The sequence below is a fragment of the Collinsella aerofaciens genome, assembly GCF_025289055.1.
In the GTDB taxonomy this organism is placed as follows: domain Bacteria; phylum Actinomycetota; class Coriobacteriia; order Coriobacteriales; family Coriobacteriaceae; genus Collinsella.
The window spans coordinates 21,744-36,884 of sequence record NZ_JAESIQ010000018.1; the positions used below are offsets into that span (position 1 = coordinate 21,744).

The 15,141-nt window shown below is 59.7% G+C and carries 12 protein-coding genes and 1 pseudogene; 8 read left to right on the forward strand and 5 right to left on the reverse strand.

Annotation, left to right across the window (positions count from 1 at the left end; genetic code table 11):
• Positions 1-485: 485 nt before the first annotated feature.
• Genes JMJ97_RS06560 through JMJ97_RS06570 form a run of 3 tightly spaced genes read right to left on the reverse strand, consistent with a single transcriptional unit; the run spans position 486 to position 4,708 of the window.
• Positions 486-2,405 carry an ABC transporter ATP-binding protein gene (locus tag JMJ97_RS06560; RefSeq protein WP_260699595.1) on the reverse strand — a complete coding sequence of 640 codons (1,920 nt, stop codon included), beginning with the start codon at positions 2,403-2,405 and terminating at the stop codon, positions 486-488.
• Positions 2,398-4,212, reverse strand: coding sequence for an ABC transporter ATP-binding protein (locus JMJ97_RS06565; protein ID WP_260699596.1), 1,815 nt, complete (start codon positions 4,210-4,212; stop codon positions 2,398-2,400). Before JMJ97_RS06565 ends, JMJ97_RS06560 begins: the two co-directional genes overlap by 8 nt.
• Positions 4,205-4,708, reverse strand: coding sequence for a MarR family winged helix-turn-helix transcriptional regulator (locus JMJ97_RS06570; RefSeq protein WP_260699597.1), 504 nt, complete (start codon positions 4,706-4,708; stop codon positions 4,205-4,207). Before JMJ97_RS06570 ends, JMJ97_RS06565 begins: the two co-directional genes overlap by 8 nt.
• 518 nt (positions 4,709-5,226) lie before the next feature.
• On the opposite strand from JMJ97_RS06570, the gene JMJ97_RS06575 reads away from it, so the two are divergent.
• The 3 genes from JMJ97_RS06575 to JMJ97_RS06585 all read left to right on the forward strand — a co-directional run bounded on the left by JMJ97_RS06575 (position 5,227) and on the right by JMJ97_RS06585 (position 7,917).
• Positions 5,227-6,051, forward strand: coding sequence for a PfkB family carbohydrate kinase (locus JMJ97_RS06575; protein WP_260699598.1), 825 nt, complete (start codon positions 5,227-5,229; stop codon positions 6,049-6,051).
• A complete protein-coding gene (locus JMJ97_RS06580; protein WP_260699599.1) occupies positions 6,044-6,373 on the forward strand; it encodes a TIGR04076 family protein in 330 nt (109 codons plus the stop codon). Before JMJ97_RS06575 ends, JMJ97_RS06580 begins: the two co-directional genes overlap by 8 nt.
• A 182-nt stretch (positions 6,374-6,555) precedes the next feature.
• Positions 6,556-7,917 carry an ATP-binding protein gene (locus JMJ97_RS06585; RefSeq protein WP_260699601.1) on the forward strand — a complete coding sequence of 454 codons (1,362 nt, stop codon included), beginning with the start codon at positions 6,556-6,558 and terminating at the stop codon, positions 7,915-7,917.
• Positions 7,918-8,065: 148 nt separating this feature from the next.
• On the opposite strand, the gene JMJ97_RS06590 is transcribed toward JMJ97_RS06585, so the two are convergent.
• Both JMJ97_RS06590 and JMJ97_RS06595 read right to left on the reverse strand, forming a co-directional pair.
• Positions 8,066-8,512, reverse strand: coding sequence for a low molecular weight protein-tyrosine-phosphatase (locus JMJ97_RS06590; protein WP_260699603.1), 447 nt, complete (start codon positions 8,510-8,512; stop codon positions 8,066-8,068).
• A 45-nt stretch (positions 8,513-8,557) separates the two neighbouring features.
• Positions 8,558-9,799 (reverse strand): MFS transporter, encoded by a 1,242-nt coding sequence (locus JMJ97_RS06595; RefSeq protein WP_260699604.1) that lies wholly within the window; start codon positions 9,797-9,799, stop codon positions 8,558-8,560.
• A 261-nt stretch (positions 9,800-10,060) separates the two neighbouring features.
• Between JMJ97_RS06595 and JMJ97_RS06600 the strand changes: the two genes are divergently transcribed.
• From JMJ97_RS06600 to JMJ97_RS06620, 5 genes and pseudogenes are all read left to right on the forward strand, one after another.
• Entirely contained in the window at positions 10,061-10,930 is an 870-nt protein-coding gene (locus JMJ97_RS06600) for a hypothetical protein (RefSeq protein WP_035138779.1), read from the forward strand.
• Between the two features lie 113 nt (positions 10,931-11,043).
• Positions 11,044-11,937, forward strand: coding sequence for an aldose 1-epimerase family protein (locus JMJ97_RS06605; RefSeq protein ID WP_035138780.1), 894 nt, complete (start codon positions 11,044-11,046; stop codon positions 11,935-11,937).
• A gap of 263 nt (positions 11,938-12,200) precedes the next feature.
• Entirely contained in the window at positions 12,201-13,127 is a 927-nt protein-coding gene (locus JMJ97_RS06610) for a transporter substrate-binding domain-containing protein (protein ID WP_260699607.1), read from the forward strand.
• A 9-nt stretch (positions 13,128-13,136) separates the two neighbouring features.
• Positions 13,137-14,285 carry an amino acid ABC transporter permease gene (locus JMJ97_RS06615; protein WP_260699609.1) on the forward strand — a complete coding sequence of 383 codons (1,149 nt, stop codon included), beginning with the start codon at positions 13,137-13,139 and terminating at the stop codon, positions 14,283-14,285.
• A gap of 22 nt (positions 14,286-14,307) precedes the next feature.
• A pseudogene (locus JMJ97_RS06620) lies at positions 14,308-15,094 on the forward strand (amino acid ABC transporter ATP-binding protein).
• Positions 15,095-15,141: the final 47 nt, after the last annotated feature.

Genomic DNA, 15,141 nt, shown 5'->3' on the forward strand with positions numbered 1-15,141 from the left:
GAAATTCATGGGTGGTTAACTCTACCATATGGGCCAGCAGCCTTAAACTGCAGCAGACGCTCGTCCAAATTGGCGTGACGCTTGCCTTGTTGTTCTTGACCTGGCCGCGCTATCGGACATGCTTCTGGTCTTTGATCACCATGGGAAAGTTCATCCCGTTTTGTGCGTCTAGAGTGGGATGCGGCTTCCCAAAGGTGCCGTTAGGGGAAATCACATCCCGGTTTACTCCCTTGAAATGGGATGCCGTTTCCCGGAGGGGGTCCAGCGGGAAACGGCATCCCATTTTGGGCCCGAAAAGTGGGATACGGTTTCCGGCCGGCATGAATAAAGCCTCCGCAGCTCGTGTGGCTGCGGAGGCTTTATTCGTTGCGGTGCATTGTGTTTGGGTCGTTGAGATGAGTCGATTTGCCCCGAAAGAGGAGGGCATTGACCTTAGGGTCATGCCCGACGAATGAGCGGCAAATCGGCCATCTCGGCGAGCCGAACTACTCCAGCTCAAACGCTCCGGTATAGAGCTGGTAGTAATACCCGCGCTTGGCAATCAGCTCGTCGTGGTTGCCGCGCTCGATGATGCGGCCGTGATCCAGACAGATGATCGCGTCGGAGTTGCGCACGGTGGACAGGCGGTGCGCGATGACAAACGTCGTGCGGCCTTCCATGAGCTTGTCCATGCCGGCTTGCACGATGGCCTCGGTGCGGGTATCGATGCTCGACGTGGCCTCGTCCAGGATCATCGCCGGCGGATCGGCGACGGCGGCGCGTGCGATCGAGATCAGCTGGCGCTGGCCCTGCGACAGCTGGGCGCCGTTGCCGGTGAGCATCGTGTCGTAGCCGTCGGGCAGGCGGGTGATAAAGTCGTCCGCGCCGGCGAGCTTTGCTGCCGCGATGCACTCCTCGTCGGTGGCATCCAGATTGCCGTAGCGGATGTTATCCATCACGGTGCCGGTGAACAGGTTTACGTCCTGCAGCACCACGCCCAGCGAGCGGCGCAGGTCTGCCTTGCGGATCTTGTTGACGTTGATGCCGTCGTAGCGAATCTTGCCGTCGGCGATGTCATAGAAGCGGTTGATGAGGTTGGTGATGGTCGTCTTACCGGCACCGGTGGCGCCGACAAACGCGACCTTCTGGCCCGGCTTGGCAAACACGGACACGCCGTGCAGCACCTCGTGGTCGGGCGTGTAGCCAAAGTCGACGTTGTCCATGACCAGGTCGCCACGCAGCGGCACGTACTCGATCTCGCCGGTTGCGCGGTGCGGATGTTTCCACGCCCACATGCCAGTGTGGTGGTCGGCCTCCTCGAGCTGCCAGGTATCGGGGTTCACCTGAGCGTTGACAAGCGTCACATAGCCTTCGTCGGCTTCGGGCTCCTCGTCGATGAGCTCAAAGATACGGTCGGCGCCGGCGAGGCCCATGACCACGGCGTTGATCTGCTGCGAGATCTGGCCGATCTGTCCACAGAACTGCTTGGTCATGTTGAGGAACGGCACCACGACGGCGATGGACAGCGCCATGCCCGAGATGCTCAGGTTGGGCACGCCCAGCGCTAGGAAAATGCCGCCGGCCAGTGCGACCAGCACGTAGAGCAGGTTGCCCAGGTTCATAAGGATGGGCATGAGGATGTTGGCGTACATGTTGGCCTTCTGCGAGACCTCGAAGAGCTTTTCGTTGCGCTCGTCAAAATCGGCTTCGGCGGCAGACTCGTGGCAGAATGCCTTGACGACCTTCTGGCCGTTCATGACTTCCTCGATATGGCCCTCGACAACGCCGAGCTCGGTCTGCTGCGCAATAAAGAAGCGCGCGGAGTTGGAGCCGAGCAGCTTGGTCATAAAGGTCATAAAGGCGACGCCGGCAATAATGACCAAGCACATCCACACGCTGTAGTACAGCATGATAAAGAACACCGTGACGATGACGATGACCGTCATGAGCAGGTTGGGCAGCGACTGGCTGATCATCTGGCGCAGCGTGTCGATGTCATTGGTGTAGTGGCTCATGATGTCGCCGCGCTGGTGCGTGTCGAAGTAGCGGATCGGCAGGTCCTGCATGCGGTTGAACATCTTCTCGCGCAGCTTCTCCAGCGAGCCCTGCGTGACGATGGCCATGGCGCGGTTCCAGAAGAGCGAGGACAGGATGCCGATGCCGTAGATGCAGGCGAGGGTGGTCACGAGCTGTGCGATCTTGGGCTGCGCGGCTCCCCAATCGCCCGACTGCCACGATTCGCTAATAATCTGCAGGGCGCTCTGAAGGAAGGTCGCGCCGATGGAGTTGATGATGGCGCAGAGCACCACGCCGGCGACGACGAGGGGCAAAAGCACGGGGTAAAAGCCAAAGAGCGTCTTGATGAGGCGCGACATGGTGTCGCCCTTGCGGTTGAGCGCGCGCTCGGCGGTCGTTGCCTTACTCATGTGCCTCGCCTCCTTCCTGGGTCTGAGCTTGCGTTACGGATGCCTCGGTGTCGGCCTCGACGGCCTCTTCGCCCTCGGCAGACATCTTGTTTTGCGAGGTAAAGGTCTCGCGGTAGATTTCGCTCGTCTTAAGCAGCTCGTCATGGTTGCCGATCTGCGCGATGCGGCCGCCCTCCATGACGATGATGCGGTCTGCATCCTGTACGGAGCTAATGCGCTGGGCGATGATGAGCTTGGTCGTGTTGGGCAGATAGCTTGCCAACCCTGCGCGAATCTTGGCGTCGGTCTTGGTGTCGACGGCGCTGGTGGAGTCGTCCAGGATCAAGATCTTGGGGCGACGCAGCAGGGCACGCGCAATGCACAGGCGCTGCTTCTGACCGCCGGAAACATTGGAGCCGCCCTGCTCGATCCAGGTGTCGTAACCCTTGGGGAAGCCGTCGACAAACTCATCGGCGCAGGCCAGATGTGCCGCCTCGCGGACTTCCTCGTCGGTGGCGTTCGGGTCGCCCCAGCGCAGGTTCTCGGCGATGGTGCCGCTAAACAGCACGTTTTTCTGTAGCACCATGGCCACTTGGTGACGCAGTGCGTCCAGGTCGTAGTCGCGCACGTCCATGCCGCCCACGCGCACGGTGCCTTCGGTGGCGTCGTACAGGCGGGCGATGAGGTTTACGAGCGTGGACTTGGCCGAGCCGGTGCCGCCGATGATGCCGATGGTCTCGCCGCTCTTAATGTGCAGGTCGATATCGTCGAGCGCCTGGCGCTTCGCATGCGCGGAATACTTAAAGCTCACGTGGTCAAAGTCGATGGAGCCGTCGGCAACCTCGAGCACGGGCTCGGCGGGATCGGCGATCGTGGGCTCGGCGGCCAGCACCTCGGTAATGCGGTGCGCCGATTCGTCGGCCATGGTCACCATGACAAAGATCATCGACAGCTGCATCAGGCTCATGAGGATCTGAAAACCGTAGGTAAAGATCGAGGAGAGCTGGCCCACGTCGAACAGCGTGCCCTGGCTCGTGATGATGAGCTTGGAGCCCAGGTAGATGATGACGACAAACGCGCCGTTGACGCAGATGTTCATCATGGGGTTGTTAAAGGCGAGCAGCTTCTCGGCGCGGGTGAAGTCCATCTGGACGTCGCGTGCGGCGGTCGCGAACTTCTCCTTCTCAAAGTCTTCGCGCACATAGCTCTTGACCACGCGCATGCCGGTGACATTTTCCTCGACGGACTCGTTAAGGGCGTCGTACTTGTGGAACACGCGCGAGAAGATGGGGCGCACCTTAAAGATGATAAAGAACAGTCCAAAGCCCAGTAGCGGAATGATGACCAGGTAGACCATGGCGACGCTGCCGCCCATGATAAACGCCATGGTAAAGGCGAAGATCAATACCAGCGGCGCGCGCACGGCGATACGGATAATCATCATAAAGGCCTGCTGAACGTTGTTGATGTCGGTGGTCAGGCGCGTGACGAGCGAGGAGCTCGAGAACTCATCGATGTTGGCAAAGCTGAACGTCTGGATCTTGTAGAACAGGTCGTGACGCAGGTTCTTGGCGAAGCCGCAGCTCGCATGGCTGCAGGTGACGCCGGCAGCGGCACCAAAAGCAAGCGACGTCAGCGCGATAAGCACCAAAAAGCCTGCGGTGGGAAGCATCTCGGCTACGGTGGCGCCGTCTTTGATGGCGTCGATCAGGTTGGCAGTGATAAATGGAATCAGCATCTCGCAGAGCACCTCGCCAAGCACGAGCAACGGCGTGGCAACGGTGACTTTCATATAGTCGCGGATGCTGCCCATGAGGGTTTTAATCATCCAGTTCCTCCCAGGTTACGCGGATTTTATCGAGCATTTCGGCGAGGTCCTCGCGCTCGTCGTGGGTGAGCGCGCTAAAGGCGCGCTCTCTAAAGCGGATGCGGGCCGCCTGGTCGATGCGGGCGTTTTCCCGGCCGGTTTCGGTCAAGCGAATGGTGAGTTGTCGTCGATCCTTGGGGTTACGGCTGCGCTCGATGAGGCCGTTGACCTCGAGCTTGGACAGGATCTCGGAAAGCGACCCCGGCTTGAGGTCAAAGTGCATGCCGAGTTCCTGCTGCGACATCTCGCCGCCGGGCTGCTTGGCCAGTAGGCAGATGATGGGCGCCTTGCCGGACACGCCTCCGCCATGAAAATGCATGTAATGGCCGCAAAAGCCCAGGCCGCTCAGGATGCGCTTGGCGAGTTTGTCTTCAGCGCTGACCGCTTCGGGTATGTCTACCGGTTGCGACGGGTCACCGCCGGGCTCATGCGGAAGGACGAGTGGTTCAACACACATATCTAAGCTTCGCTCCTCTCTTTAGTTAGGTAGTGGAATTGTTTTGTGCCTAACCAATTTAGGAGCGCATAGATTGATTGTCAAGGTACCAAACTAGTGGTTACGCGGTTTTACCAAACCGCGTAACGGCTCGACGCTGCGCGGGCCGCATTTGGGCAATCTGACGTTCAACTTCAAGGGCGCGACCAAAAGGTCGGCGCCCTTTCGTTTCACGTCATCTTGTCTCAAATGCGACCCGCTCGCTGCCGCTGCCAAAACATCGATAGTCGTTGGGGACGTTCTTGTTTGACTAGTCATTTAAGAACGTCCCTAACGACTACGTCCTCAACCTGTGATTCCGCCACGGTCCGCTTCGGCGCATGTGATCCCTTGTGGACGGAGGAAAAGGGATCATTTTCCGAAACCTTTTCGCAACAATGCGCTCTTCGCGACCGTAGCGCCCGTTCACAACGTCCCCTGCGCTACACTTAGTCGCACTGTGGCGCCGTTGCGCCGCGCCCGATCCAAGGGGGACACTCATGAAGAATACTCAGCTGCTGCTGATCAACGATATGTGCGGCTACGGTAAGGTCGCGCTTTCTGCCATGCTGCCGGTGCTGTCGCACATGGGTTACCGTATCCACAACCTGCCGACGGCCCTCGTTTCCGATACGCTCAACTACCCCAAGTTTTACATCCACGACACCACGGAGTACGTGCGTCAGAGTCTTGCCATCTGGGAGGAGCTCGGCTTTGAATTCGACGCCATCTCGACCGGCTTTATCGTGACCGAGGAAGAGGCGCGCATCATCTCGGACTTTTGCCACCGCCGTTCGCAAAAAGGCACCAAGGTGTTCGTCGACCCCATCATGGCCGACAACGGCAGGCTCTACGCCGGCGTGCCCGAATCGACCATCGGCCTTATGCGCAGCCTGGTCGAGTGCGCCGACTACGCGGTGCCCAACTATACCGAGGCGTGTCTGCTCACCGATACGCCTATGGCCGAGCAGATTACGGCCGATGAGGCTCGTGCGCTCGTGGACGCCATGCTCGCGCTGGGCGCCAAGTCGGTGGTCATTACGAGCGCGAAGGTCGACGGGGCGAGTGCCGTCATCGGCTACGACCATGTGGCGGGAGAGTACTTCACGATTCCCTTTGAGCTGATCCCGGTGTATTTCCCGGGCACGGGCGATACGTTCTCGTCGGTGCTCGTGGGTCGCGTTATGGCCGGCTGGAGCTTACAGCGTGCGACGACCGACGCCATGCGTGTGGTGGCCGAGCTTATCGAGCGCAATGCCGACCAAGAAGACAAGTCGGCCGGCCTTCCCATCGAGGCCTGCCTGGATGTGATCGACCATGAGTAACGCCGGCGAGGGCGGCGTCAAGCCTGCGGGCGAGAACGGGCCGCTCGGTGCGCCGCGTGGCAAGCGTCCGCGTATCCGCGTGAGCTGCGTGGACCAGCTGGGTGCGTGCCGTTGTCACCATGGTCACAAGCCGGGAGACGTCTTCGACTTCGATCGAGACCGCGGCAAGATGTGCGCTATGGCCTGTCACGTGGGCTTTCCCTATATCGATATCCTGCGCTATGGCGGAACCGTGCCTGGCAACGAGCCTGGTGCGGCAAAGTTCTGCTGCCCCGAGGTCGATACGCTGAACGTCTGGCTTGCCGAGATCGTTGACGAGTAGTCGAGCGCAATGTGACAAAGGGGCAGCCCCTTTGACACATTCGCCGGTGATGCCCCTTCTTTTGCTTATAATTTCAAATCTCTGCATTTCATCCGATTTTAGGTTCTAAAAATTCTGCGTTTCATCGATAATCAAGCATATAAAACTTTGCATTTCATTCGATGACACCGAGGGGAGAGCCTATGCTGCGCAGGAAAATAGCGGCAGAGCTGGAGCGTTGGCTGAAGTCTTCCGAGCAAAAGGCCTTGTTCATTACGGGTTCTCGCCAGATTGGCAAAAGCTATTCGATTCGCGCATTTGGCAAAGCCAACCATGCAACCTACATCGAGCTTAACCTCATGGAAAACCGCCAGGCAAAAGATGCTCTTCTCGAGGCGCGGAATGCCGATGATTTCATCAGCAGGGTGACGCTTCTTTCGGGAAAGTCGATTGCGCCAGGCAAAACGCTCGTGTTTATCGATGAGGTCCAAGAGGCCCCCGACATCATGACGATGGCAAAGTTCCTTGTTGAGGACGGGAGGTGCCGCTGGGCGTTTTCGGGGTCAATGCTCGGGACTCAGTTCAAGGGCGTCAGGTCCTATCCCGTGGGGTATGTTCACGAGCTTAGGATGTTCCCGCTCGATTTTGAGGAGTTTTGCTGGGCAACCGGGGTGAGCGAGGGGGCTCGCCAAACGATACGTGACGCGTGTATCAGCGAGAGGCCCATTCCTGATTACATTCATGACGCGATGATGGCAAACTTCAGGACCTATACCGTTGTCGGCGGAATGCCGGAGGTCGTGCAGCGTTTCCTTGACACGCAGGGCGACCTTGCCTCTGTTCGTCAGCTACAGTCAGAGCTCAACGAACAGTACCGACGGGATATTTCCAAGTATGCAAGCGGGCGTGCCCTTCAGGTGCAGAGCATCTACGATCAGCTCCCCATTATGCTTGAGGGCGAACACAAGCGTTTCGTGCTCAATTCCATTGACCCCAAGGCGCATTATGAGAAGTACCAGCGAGATTTTGTCTGGCTTGTCGATGCCGGCGTTGCTCTCAAAGCCGATATCGTAACCGAGCCAAAGTCGCCCCTGCTCAAGACGGCACGGCCATCGCAGTTCAAGCTATACCAATCGGATACGGGCATGTTGATGGCGCGCTACCCCGTTGGAGTCGCCCAAGCGGCGTATCTTGATAGCAAGGAGCCCAATCTGGGCGGCATTTACGAAAACGTGGTGGCCCAGCAGCTGACTGCCCAAAATCGCCAGCTTTACTACTATCAGACAAAAAAGCGCGGTGAAGTGGACTTTGTGGTCGATGGACCGGATGGGACGGCTGTTCCGATCGAGGTTAAATCGGGCTCCTATTACCACGCGCACGCTGCGCTCGGCCATGTGCTTGATACGGCTGAATATGGCGTAAGGCTCGGGATTGTTTTCTCGAGAGGCAACGTTGAGCGCAACGGAGCGGTTCTCTATTTGCCGCTATATGCGACCTGGGCCCTTTCGGATGTTTTGGGCGACTCCTGTGCCGAGGGGATAAAGCTGGAGGTCAAGCCGGTCTAGGGCCAGTCCCGGATGTGACAAAGGGACAGTCCCTTTGTCACATCCGGGAGTGTGGATTTTTTCCTGTTTAGGGCGCACTTGAACGCTCAAAGCGGGAGAAAATCCACGCTTGTTTCGCGCCGAAGGCGTGGCCCGCGACTTCGCTTGCCTACAGCTGCTCGAGCATGGCGGTGCAACCGGCGAGTACATCGCGGTAGGTGGCATCGAAATTGCCGGTGTACCAGGGATCGGCTACGTCGCCGGGGCGCTCGGTCCAATCGAGCAAGCGCGTAATCTTGCCGTCGGGGTCGTCGCCAAAGATGCGACGCAGGCCACGCGCGTTCTCAGCATTCATATAGACAATATGATCCCAGTCGCCATACTCCGCGCGACGCACCTGACGTGCACGATGTGCGACGACGGGAATCCCGACCTCGCGCAGCTTGGCAACGGTACCGTGGTGTGGCGGGTTGCCGATCTCCTCGGTCGACGTTGCAGCGGAATCAATGACAAACTCCGCCTCGCGTCCAGCGCGGCGCACCAGCTCGGTAAACACGGACTCGGCCATCGTCGAGCGGCAGATGTTTCCATAGCAGATGAACAGTACACGTTGCATATGCGGTTTCCTTTCGATCGCCATCATCGAGCTCGAGTATCGCATCTACGCCTGCGCCATCGCCCTCTTGCGTTCCCAGCGAGCCAACTTAATCGTCACCAGCGTAAGCACCCAGGCCACAAGCGAGAACGCGGCACCCACTGCGCCTACATATGCAATGCCAACGCTGCTTACCACGGCGCCGCCCACTGCGGTGCCAAACGAGATGCCGACGTTAAACGCCATGGGCTCAACCGAACTTGCGAGTACCATCGACTTGGGATGGCGGCTGCGTGCCACGTCCATAAAGTGCGTGATGCACGACACCGAGAACAGGTACATGAGCAGCGCCAGGCTAAAGACAAAGACCAGCGCGAGCGGCATGGTGCCGCCCACAGCAAACAGTCCGAGTAACGCTGCAGCCTGCAGCACAAACGTCACGAGTAGCGCCTTCATGCCAAAGCGCGCATCGATCCATCCGCCCAGGATGTTCGAGATCAGGCAGAACACGCCGTAGGCCATGAGCGTGGTACTGGCTTCGACCGTGCCCATGCCCAGCACCTGCTCAAGATAAGGCGTCACGTAGCCGTAGAAAACGTAGACCGACCCCACGCCAAACAAAAAGATGAGCATGCCGGTGATGATGCTCGGCTCGCGTAGCAGACCCGCCTGCTCGCGAAAAGTGGCGGGCTCGTCGGTTTGCCCAGCGCGCGGCATAAACGCCACGAGCGCTCCGCAGATCAGAACGGCAAAGGCCAGCGTGCCGTACATGGCCACGTGCCAATCGAGCGTGTCGGCCACAAACTTGCCGATCGAAGTGACAAAGACCATTGCCACGGAAAACGCACCATATACCACCGAGATGGCAAGCGAAGTTTGCTGCGGAGACAGAAGCTCGGGGATGTACGTCACGCCCACGGCGAGCAGTGCGCCCGAGACGGAGCCCAGGATGATGCGCGAGATGAACAGCACCTGGAAGTTGGGCGCCAACGCCATGACCAGGTTGCCGAGCACAAAGACGATGCTGTAGCACACGAGCAGCTGGTAGCGGCGAAAACGCCCCGTACTGAGCGCGAGCACCGGCGTCGAGATAGCGTAGATCAGTGCGAACACGCTAATAAGTTGGCCTGCGGTGGCAAGCGATACGCCGAGTTCCGTCGCTAGGTCGCTTTCGATGCCGATGACCACGAACTCGGAGCAGCCGAGCGAAAAACCTAACAACACGAGCAGCGCCAGGCAAAGATTGGTGCGCGCAGGTGAAAGCGCGGCGGCGGTTGACTTGCTTTTAGGCGTGGTTGCGGCGGTCAAGGCTGTCACTCCAATGTCGCATTAATAAGCGGGATTCAATCCCTGCAACTCTAACAGAATGTGACAAAGAGACAGTCCCTTTGTCGCATTGCGCTGCCGGCCAGTCGCCCAAACCGTCACAACATTCGGCGAAAATCTCGAAATCGAGGAAAAGCGTCGAATGTTGTGACGGTTTTTGTGTCCGGCGCGGGTGAGCTTCGGTGTCGTCTGGGGGTATAAAACTAGCGAGTGTTTATTTGCGAGGCCTAAGGGGCGCCCCGTATGGATATCGATAACTTTGAATGGTGGTATAGCGAGGGTGAGACTCCGGACGAGGGGTGGGACGAGCCTACGCCGCGTGGCGTGTCGAGCGACGAGGACGAGACCGGCAACGACGTCGCCGCCGACTCGGACGCCGCCCTCGATCCCGTCGAGCCCCTGACCTTCGAACAAGCTTGGGCCCAGGCCGAGGCAGACGAGGCCAAGGCCGACGCTACGGCCACGCTCGGCGAGCCAGCCGACATGTCGATCTCGCCGGCAAAGACCCCGCAGCCGCGTCACACCATCGATCCCGACAGCACGGCATCCTTCAGTATTCTCGACGTGCCCTCGCAGGGCGCTCAGGCGCCCGCACCCACACGTCGCCCCAATCTGTCTCGCGAGGAAGATGCAGGACGTCGCTCTCCGCTTGGCCCCATCCTTATCGCCTTCATGGCCGGCGTTATCGCATGCTCGGTAATTGGAAACGTCTGGAGCCATGTCGAGCAGCAGCGAAAAGACGCCGCCAGGGTCGAGATGTCTGTCGAGCAATCGCTCGGCCGCACGCGCTCGGTACATGTGTCGGTCGAGGTCAAGGACGGCGCGACGTGGGACACCGCGCGCGGCGACAGCCAAATGCTCATCCATATCGTGGGGCGCACGCTCAAAGGGCAGACGATTGACGAGTATCAATACGTCAATTCCGCTGGTGACGGCATCGAACTTAAGCCCGGCGACTACGAGCTCACCGTCGATGAACCGCCCGTCGCCACCGACGGCACGCGCTTCCGTGCCTCAAAGCGCATGGTTCCCGTGAGCTTTAACTCGCAGGCGCCCGATACGGTCGACACCACGCCACAGGGCGGGTTTGACCTTTACGTAGATACCCAGTAGGCGCTCGCCGCTCATTCCGCTATGGCTACTCAATAATCGCCTGCCGTCCCGTCCCGCCGCCAAGAGTGGGACAATAGCCCTCGACACTATTGTTTACTTTTGGAGGAAGTAGCATGTCTACCGTCACTACCATCAAGCGCGGCGGCCTCACCGCGGCCATCGATTCCATGGGCGCCCAGCTCACGAGCCTTGCTCTCAACGGCAACGAGTATCTGTGGCAGGGCGACCCCGCCTTTTGGGGCAAGCATGCGCCCATCCTGTTCCCCATTGTGGGTTCGCTGCGCAACAACACGGCAACGTCTGCGGCCGGCACCTGCGAGATGCCGCGCCACGGACTCGCGCGCATCGTCGAGCACAAGCTGGTCGAGGTTTCGGAGGACGGCTCCTCGGTAACGTACGAGATCACCGACACGTCCGAGTCGCTCAAGGCCTTTCCGTTCCACTTTAAGCTCAACATGACCTATGCCCTGACCGGCGACGCCATCCTCACGCAGACCTTTGCCGTCACCAATACCGGCGACGTGGACCTGCCGTTCTCGGTGGGCGGCCACCCCGCATTTAACGTACCTGCTCCCGGTGCCGAGGACGAGGCGTTCGAGGATTACGAGCTGGCATTTACCGAGGCTTGGACCAACGAGGCCCCCATCATCACGCCCGATGGCCTCATGACGTTCGAGGGCAGCTACAAGGCTCCCGATAACTCGGACGTGCTGCCCATCACGCACCGCAGCTTCGATAACGACGCCATCATGTTCACCGATACCCCGGGCTCCACGCTCACGCTGCGCGGCCGCAAGTCGGGTCACGGCGTCAAGATCGACTTTGAGGGCTTTAAGTACATTGGCGTGTGGTCTGCCGCCAACGACGCTCCGTTTGTGGCGCTCGAGCCCTGGACCGGTCACACCACCATGGACACCGAGGACGATGTCTTTGAGCACAAGGTCAACACCATCACCCTGGCCCCGGGCGAGACGGACAAGCGCAGTTTTAGCGTTACCTTGCTCTAGAGGTTCCGCCGCTCGGTCGATGCTGCGCGTCGTCCAGAGCGACAAGTTGTCATTCAAAAGGCAAGGCATAGACCTTCTGGTCATGCCTTGCCTTTTTCATGCCACTTGTTCGCTCTGGACGTCGCTCGCCGGCATTGCCAAAACATCGGCGTCCCCAATGACTACCGCGTGTCTATTAATTTTTCGAGCTTGTGCTGCGCTGCTAGTTGCTGGCGTATATCCTGTTAAGTCGTCAGCATACGATTCAACAGGGAAGGCAGATTATGCATTCTCCCCATCAACGCGACGCGCATCCACAGCCGGTATGCAGCCGTCGCATCTTTTTGGGTAGTGCTCTCGCTGCGAGCGCTTCTGTCGTCGCCGGCGCACTTGCCGGTTGCCAGCGCCCCTCCACGCTGGAAGTAGTTCAGCCCACGACGGGTGGCGGTCGCGACGACCTGTCCGATTCCGTGATCGGCAAGGACAAGATCCGCATCGGCATGGAGGCGGCCTACGCCCCGTACAACTGGCAGGTCTCCGAAGCCAGCGAGTACACCATCCCCATCGACAACGTGCAGGGCGCCTATGCCGATGGTTACGACGTGCAGATCGCCAAGATCGTCTGCAAGGCCCTCGGTGGCGAGCCCGTTGCCGTCAAACAGAGCTTCTCGGGCCTTATCGACTCGCTCAACAACGGCCAGATCGACCTCATCATCGCCGGTATGAGCGCCACGCCCGAGCGCGAGGAGTCCGTCGGCTTTTCCGACCCGTACTTTATCGGTTACTTTGGCCTGTTCGTAAAAGAGGGCTCGCCCTATCAGAATGCGACCAAGCTCAGCGACTTTAGCGGCGCAACGGTCCTCGGCCAAAAGGACACCATGCTCGATACCGTCATCGACGAGATCCCGGGCGTTGTCCACAAAAACCCGGTCGACTCGGTCCCCACGGTGTTTTCGAATCTGCTGCAGGGCACTTGCGACGCCGTGACCTACAACACTGAGAACGAGAAGGGCTATATGGCCCAAAACCCGGGTATCGTGCCGATTCAGTTTGCCGATGGCGAGGGCTTTAAGCAGGAGGTCACAGCAAACGTCGGCTGCCGCAAGGGCTCGGATAAGCTGCTTAAGCTCATCGACAAGACACTCAAGGGCATTAGCCAAGAGGAGCGCGACCAAATGTGGGACGCGTGCCTCGACCGTCAGCCGGCATAGGGAGGCAGCATGAAAACCATTAATCGTCTGGCCTCCTTTATCAAGGCCGACCACCGTTATGTATACCTGGGCACGAGCGTCATCGCGGCGCTCGGCCTGGCGTTTAGCCAGCGCAACCCCACGCCGATGAGTTTCTTGGCCCCCACCGGTATCTTCCAGGATTGCCTTTGGGCGATTCTTTGGGCCTGGCTCGTCGTGTCGGCGGCGGCGCTGGTCACCAAGCTCATGCACTGGAACGACTATCGCGAAAAGTCGCCGTTCGCATCCGAGCGCTGCCGTCGTGGCGCACGCCTGGGCAGCTACGTCGTGGTCGCCATCGCGGCAGTTTTCTTTATCGACCGCTGCGTCATGTCGTTTATCGACCTGGTGCAGGTGAGCATTGTCTCGGATTCCAACCCCAGCGACTTTTTGTCGAGCCTGGTCTACATGACCTACAAGAGCGGGGACTTCTTCATTCGCGGTATCGAGATCACCATCGCGCTTGCCACCTTCGGCACTGTCATCGCATTCTTCCTGGCGCTGCTCTTCGTGTTCCTACGCATTCAGACGTTCGACCGCGTGGATAACGACCTGGTGCGTTTCTTTAAGAGTATCGGCCGCGGCTTTGCGACCGTCTACTCCACCATCGTGCGCGGCACGCCCATGATGGTCCAGGGCCTGCTCATCTATTACGCGGGCTTCACCGTTTTGCGCGGCATGGGCTTCGAGACCGCCCAGGCCAACCAGATCTGGAGCACCTTCACCGCCGGCCTCGTCACCATCTCGCTCAACTCCACCGCCTACATGATGGAGGTCCTGCGCGGCGGCATCGAGTCCATCGATCCCGGCCAGGCCGAGGCAGCACGCTCGCTGGGCCTGTCGCAGTGGCAAGCTATGCGCAAAGTCGTGTTCCCCCAGGGCATTAAAAACGCGATTCCGGCGCTCACCAACGAGCTCATCATCAACATCAAGGATTCGTCGGTGCTTTCGGTCATCGGCGTGTTTGACCTCATGTACGCCACCACCACCGTCGCCGGCGTGTACTACCGCCAGATGGAGGTCTACTGCGTGGCGCTCGTGGTCTACCTGATCCTGACGCTCGTGGCGAGCCGCCTGCTCGAGGCCTTTGGCAAAAAGCTTGGCGCCGAGGCTCCGGTCACGCTGCCCAGCTCCAACTAGGCTCAAGACGAGGAGAATCATCATGGCAGATACCGCCACTACCGGCACCGCGGCCGCCGCACAGACCAATGAGCCGCTCATCCGCGTCGAGGGCCTGCGCAAGAGCTTCGGCTCGCTCGAGGTACTCAAGGGCATCGACCTGTCCGTTAACCCCGGCGAGGTCGTCACCATTATCGGCGCCTCAGGCTCGGGCAAATCGACCTTTCTGCGCTGCCTCAACCTGCTCGAGACTCCGGACGCGGGCCATATCTGGTTCCACGGCCAGGACCTTACGGCCGAGCGCTGCAACATTAACAAGCTGCGTGAGGACATCGGCATGGTGTTCCAGGGCTTTAACCTGTTCAACAACATGGATGTGCTCGACAACTGCACGCTTGCGCCCGTCACGCTCAAAAAAAATGAGCAAGGCCGAGGCCGAGAAGGTCGCGATGGAGCATCTGACGAGCGTGGGGCTCGAGAAGTTCGCGCACGCCGCCGTGGGTCGCCTGTCCGGTGGTCAAAAACAGCGCGTGGCCATCGCGCGCGCCCTGTGCATGAATCCGCAGATCATGCTGTTCGACGAGCCGACCTCCGCACTCGACCCCGAGATCGTGGGCGAGGTGCTCGAGGTCATGCGCAAGCTCGCGGCCGACGGCATGACCATGGTCGTCGTCACGCACGAGATGGCCTTTGCCCGCACGGTGTCCGACCGCGTGGTCTTTATGGACAAGGGCGTAGTGCTCGAGGATGCCGCGCCGGCGGAGCTCTTTGGCAACCCCAAGCACCAGCGTACCCGCGAGTTCCTTTCGCGTTATCTCGAGGACAAGTAACCGACCGCAAACGCTTATGTAGCGGGGCCGCTCCGGTGGGGCGGCCC

Coding starts and splice junctions, on each gene's coding strand:
- JMJ97_RS06585 (WP_260699601.1), top strand. CDS start 6,556: ATGCTGCGCAGGAAAATAGCGGCAGAGCTGGAGCGTTGGCTGAAGTCT.
- JMJ97_RS06615 (WP_260699609.1), top strand. CDS start 13,137: ATGAAAACCATTAATCGTCTGGCCTCCTTTATCAAGGCCGACCACCGT.
- JMJ97_RS06575 (WP_260699598.1), top strand. CDS start 5,227: ATGAAGAATACTCAGCTGCTGCTGATCAACGATATGTGCGGCTACGGT.
- JMJ97_RS06580 (WP_260699599.1), top strand. CDS start 6,044: ATGAGTAACGCCGGCGAGGGCGGCGTCAAGCCTGCGGGCGAGAACGGG.
- JMJ97_RS06610 (WP_260699607.1), top strand. CDS start 12,201: ATGCATTCTCCCCATCAACGCGACGCGCATCCACAGCCGGTATGCAGC.
- JMJ97_RS06605 (WP_035138780.1), top strand. CDS start 11,044: ATGTCTACCGTCACTACCATCAAGCGCGGCGGCCTCACCGCGGCCATC.
- JMJ97_RS06560 (WP_260699595.1), bottom strand. CDS start 2,405: ATGAGTAAGGCAACGACCGCCGAGCGCGCGCTCAACCGCAAGGGCGAC.
- JMJ97_RS06570 (WP_260699597.1), bottom strand. CDS start 4,708: ATGTGTGTTGAACCACTCGTCCTTCCGCATGAGCCCGGCGGTGACCCG.
- JMJ97_RS06600 (WP_035138779.1), top strand. CDS start 10,061: ATGGATATCGATAACTTTGAATGGTGGTATAGCGAGGGTGAGACTCCG.
- JMJ97_RS06565 (WP_260699596.1), bottom strand. CDS start 4,212: ATGATTAAAACCCTCATGGGCAGCATCCGCGACTATATGAAAGTCACC.
- JMJ97_RS06590 (WP_260699603.1), bottom strand. CDS start 8,512: ATGCAACGTGTACTGTTCATCTGCTATGGAAACATCTGCCGCTCGACG.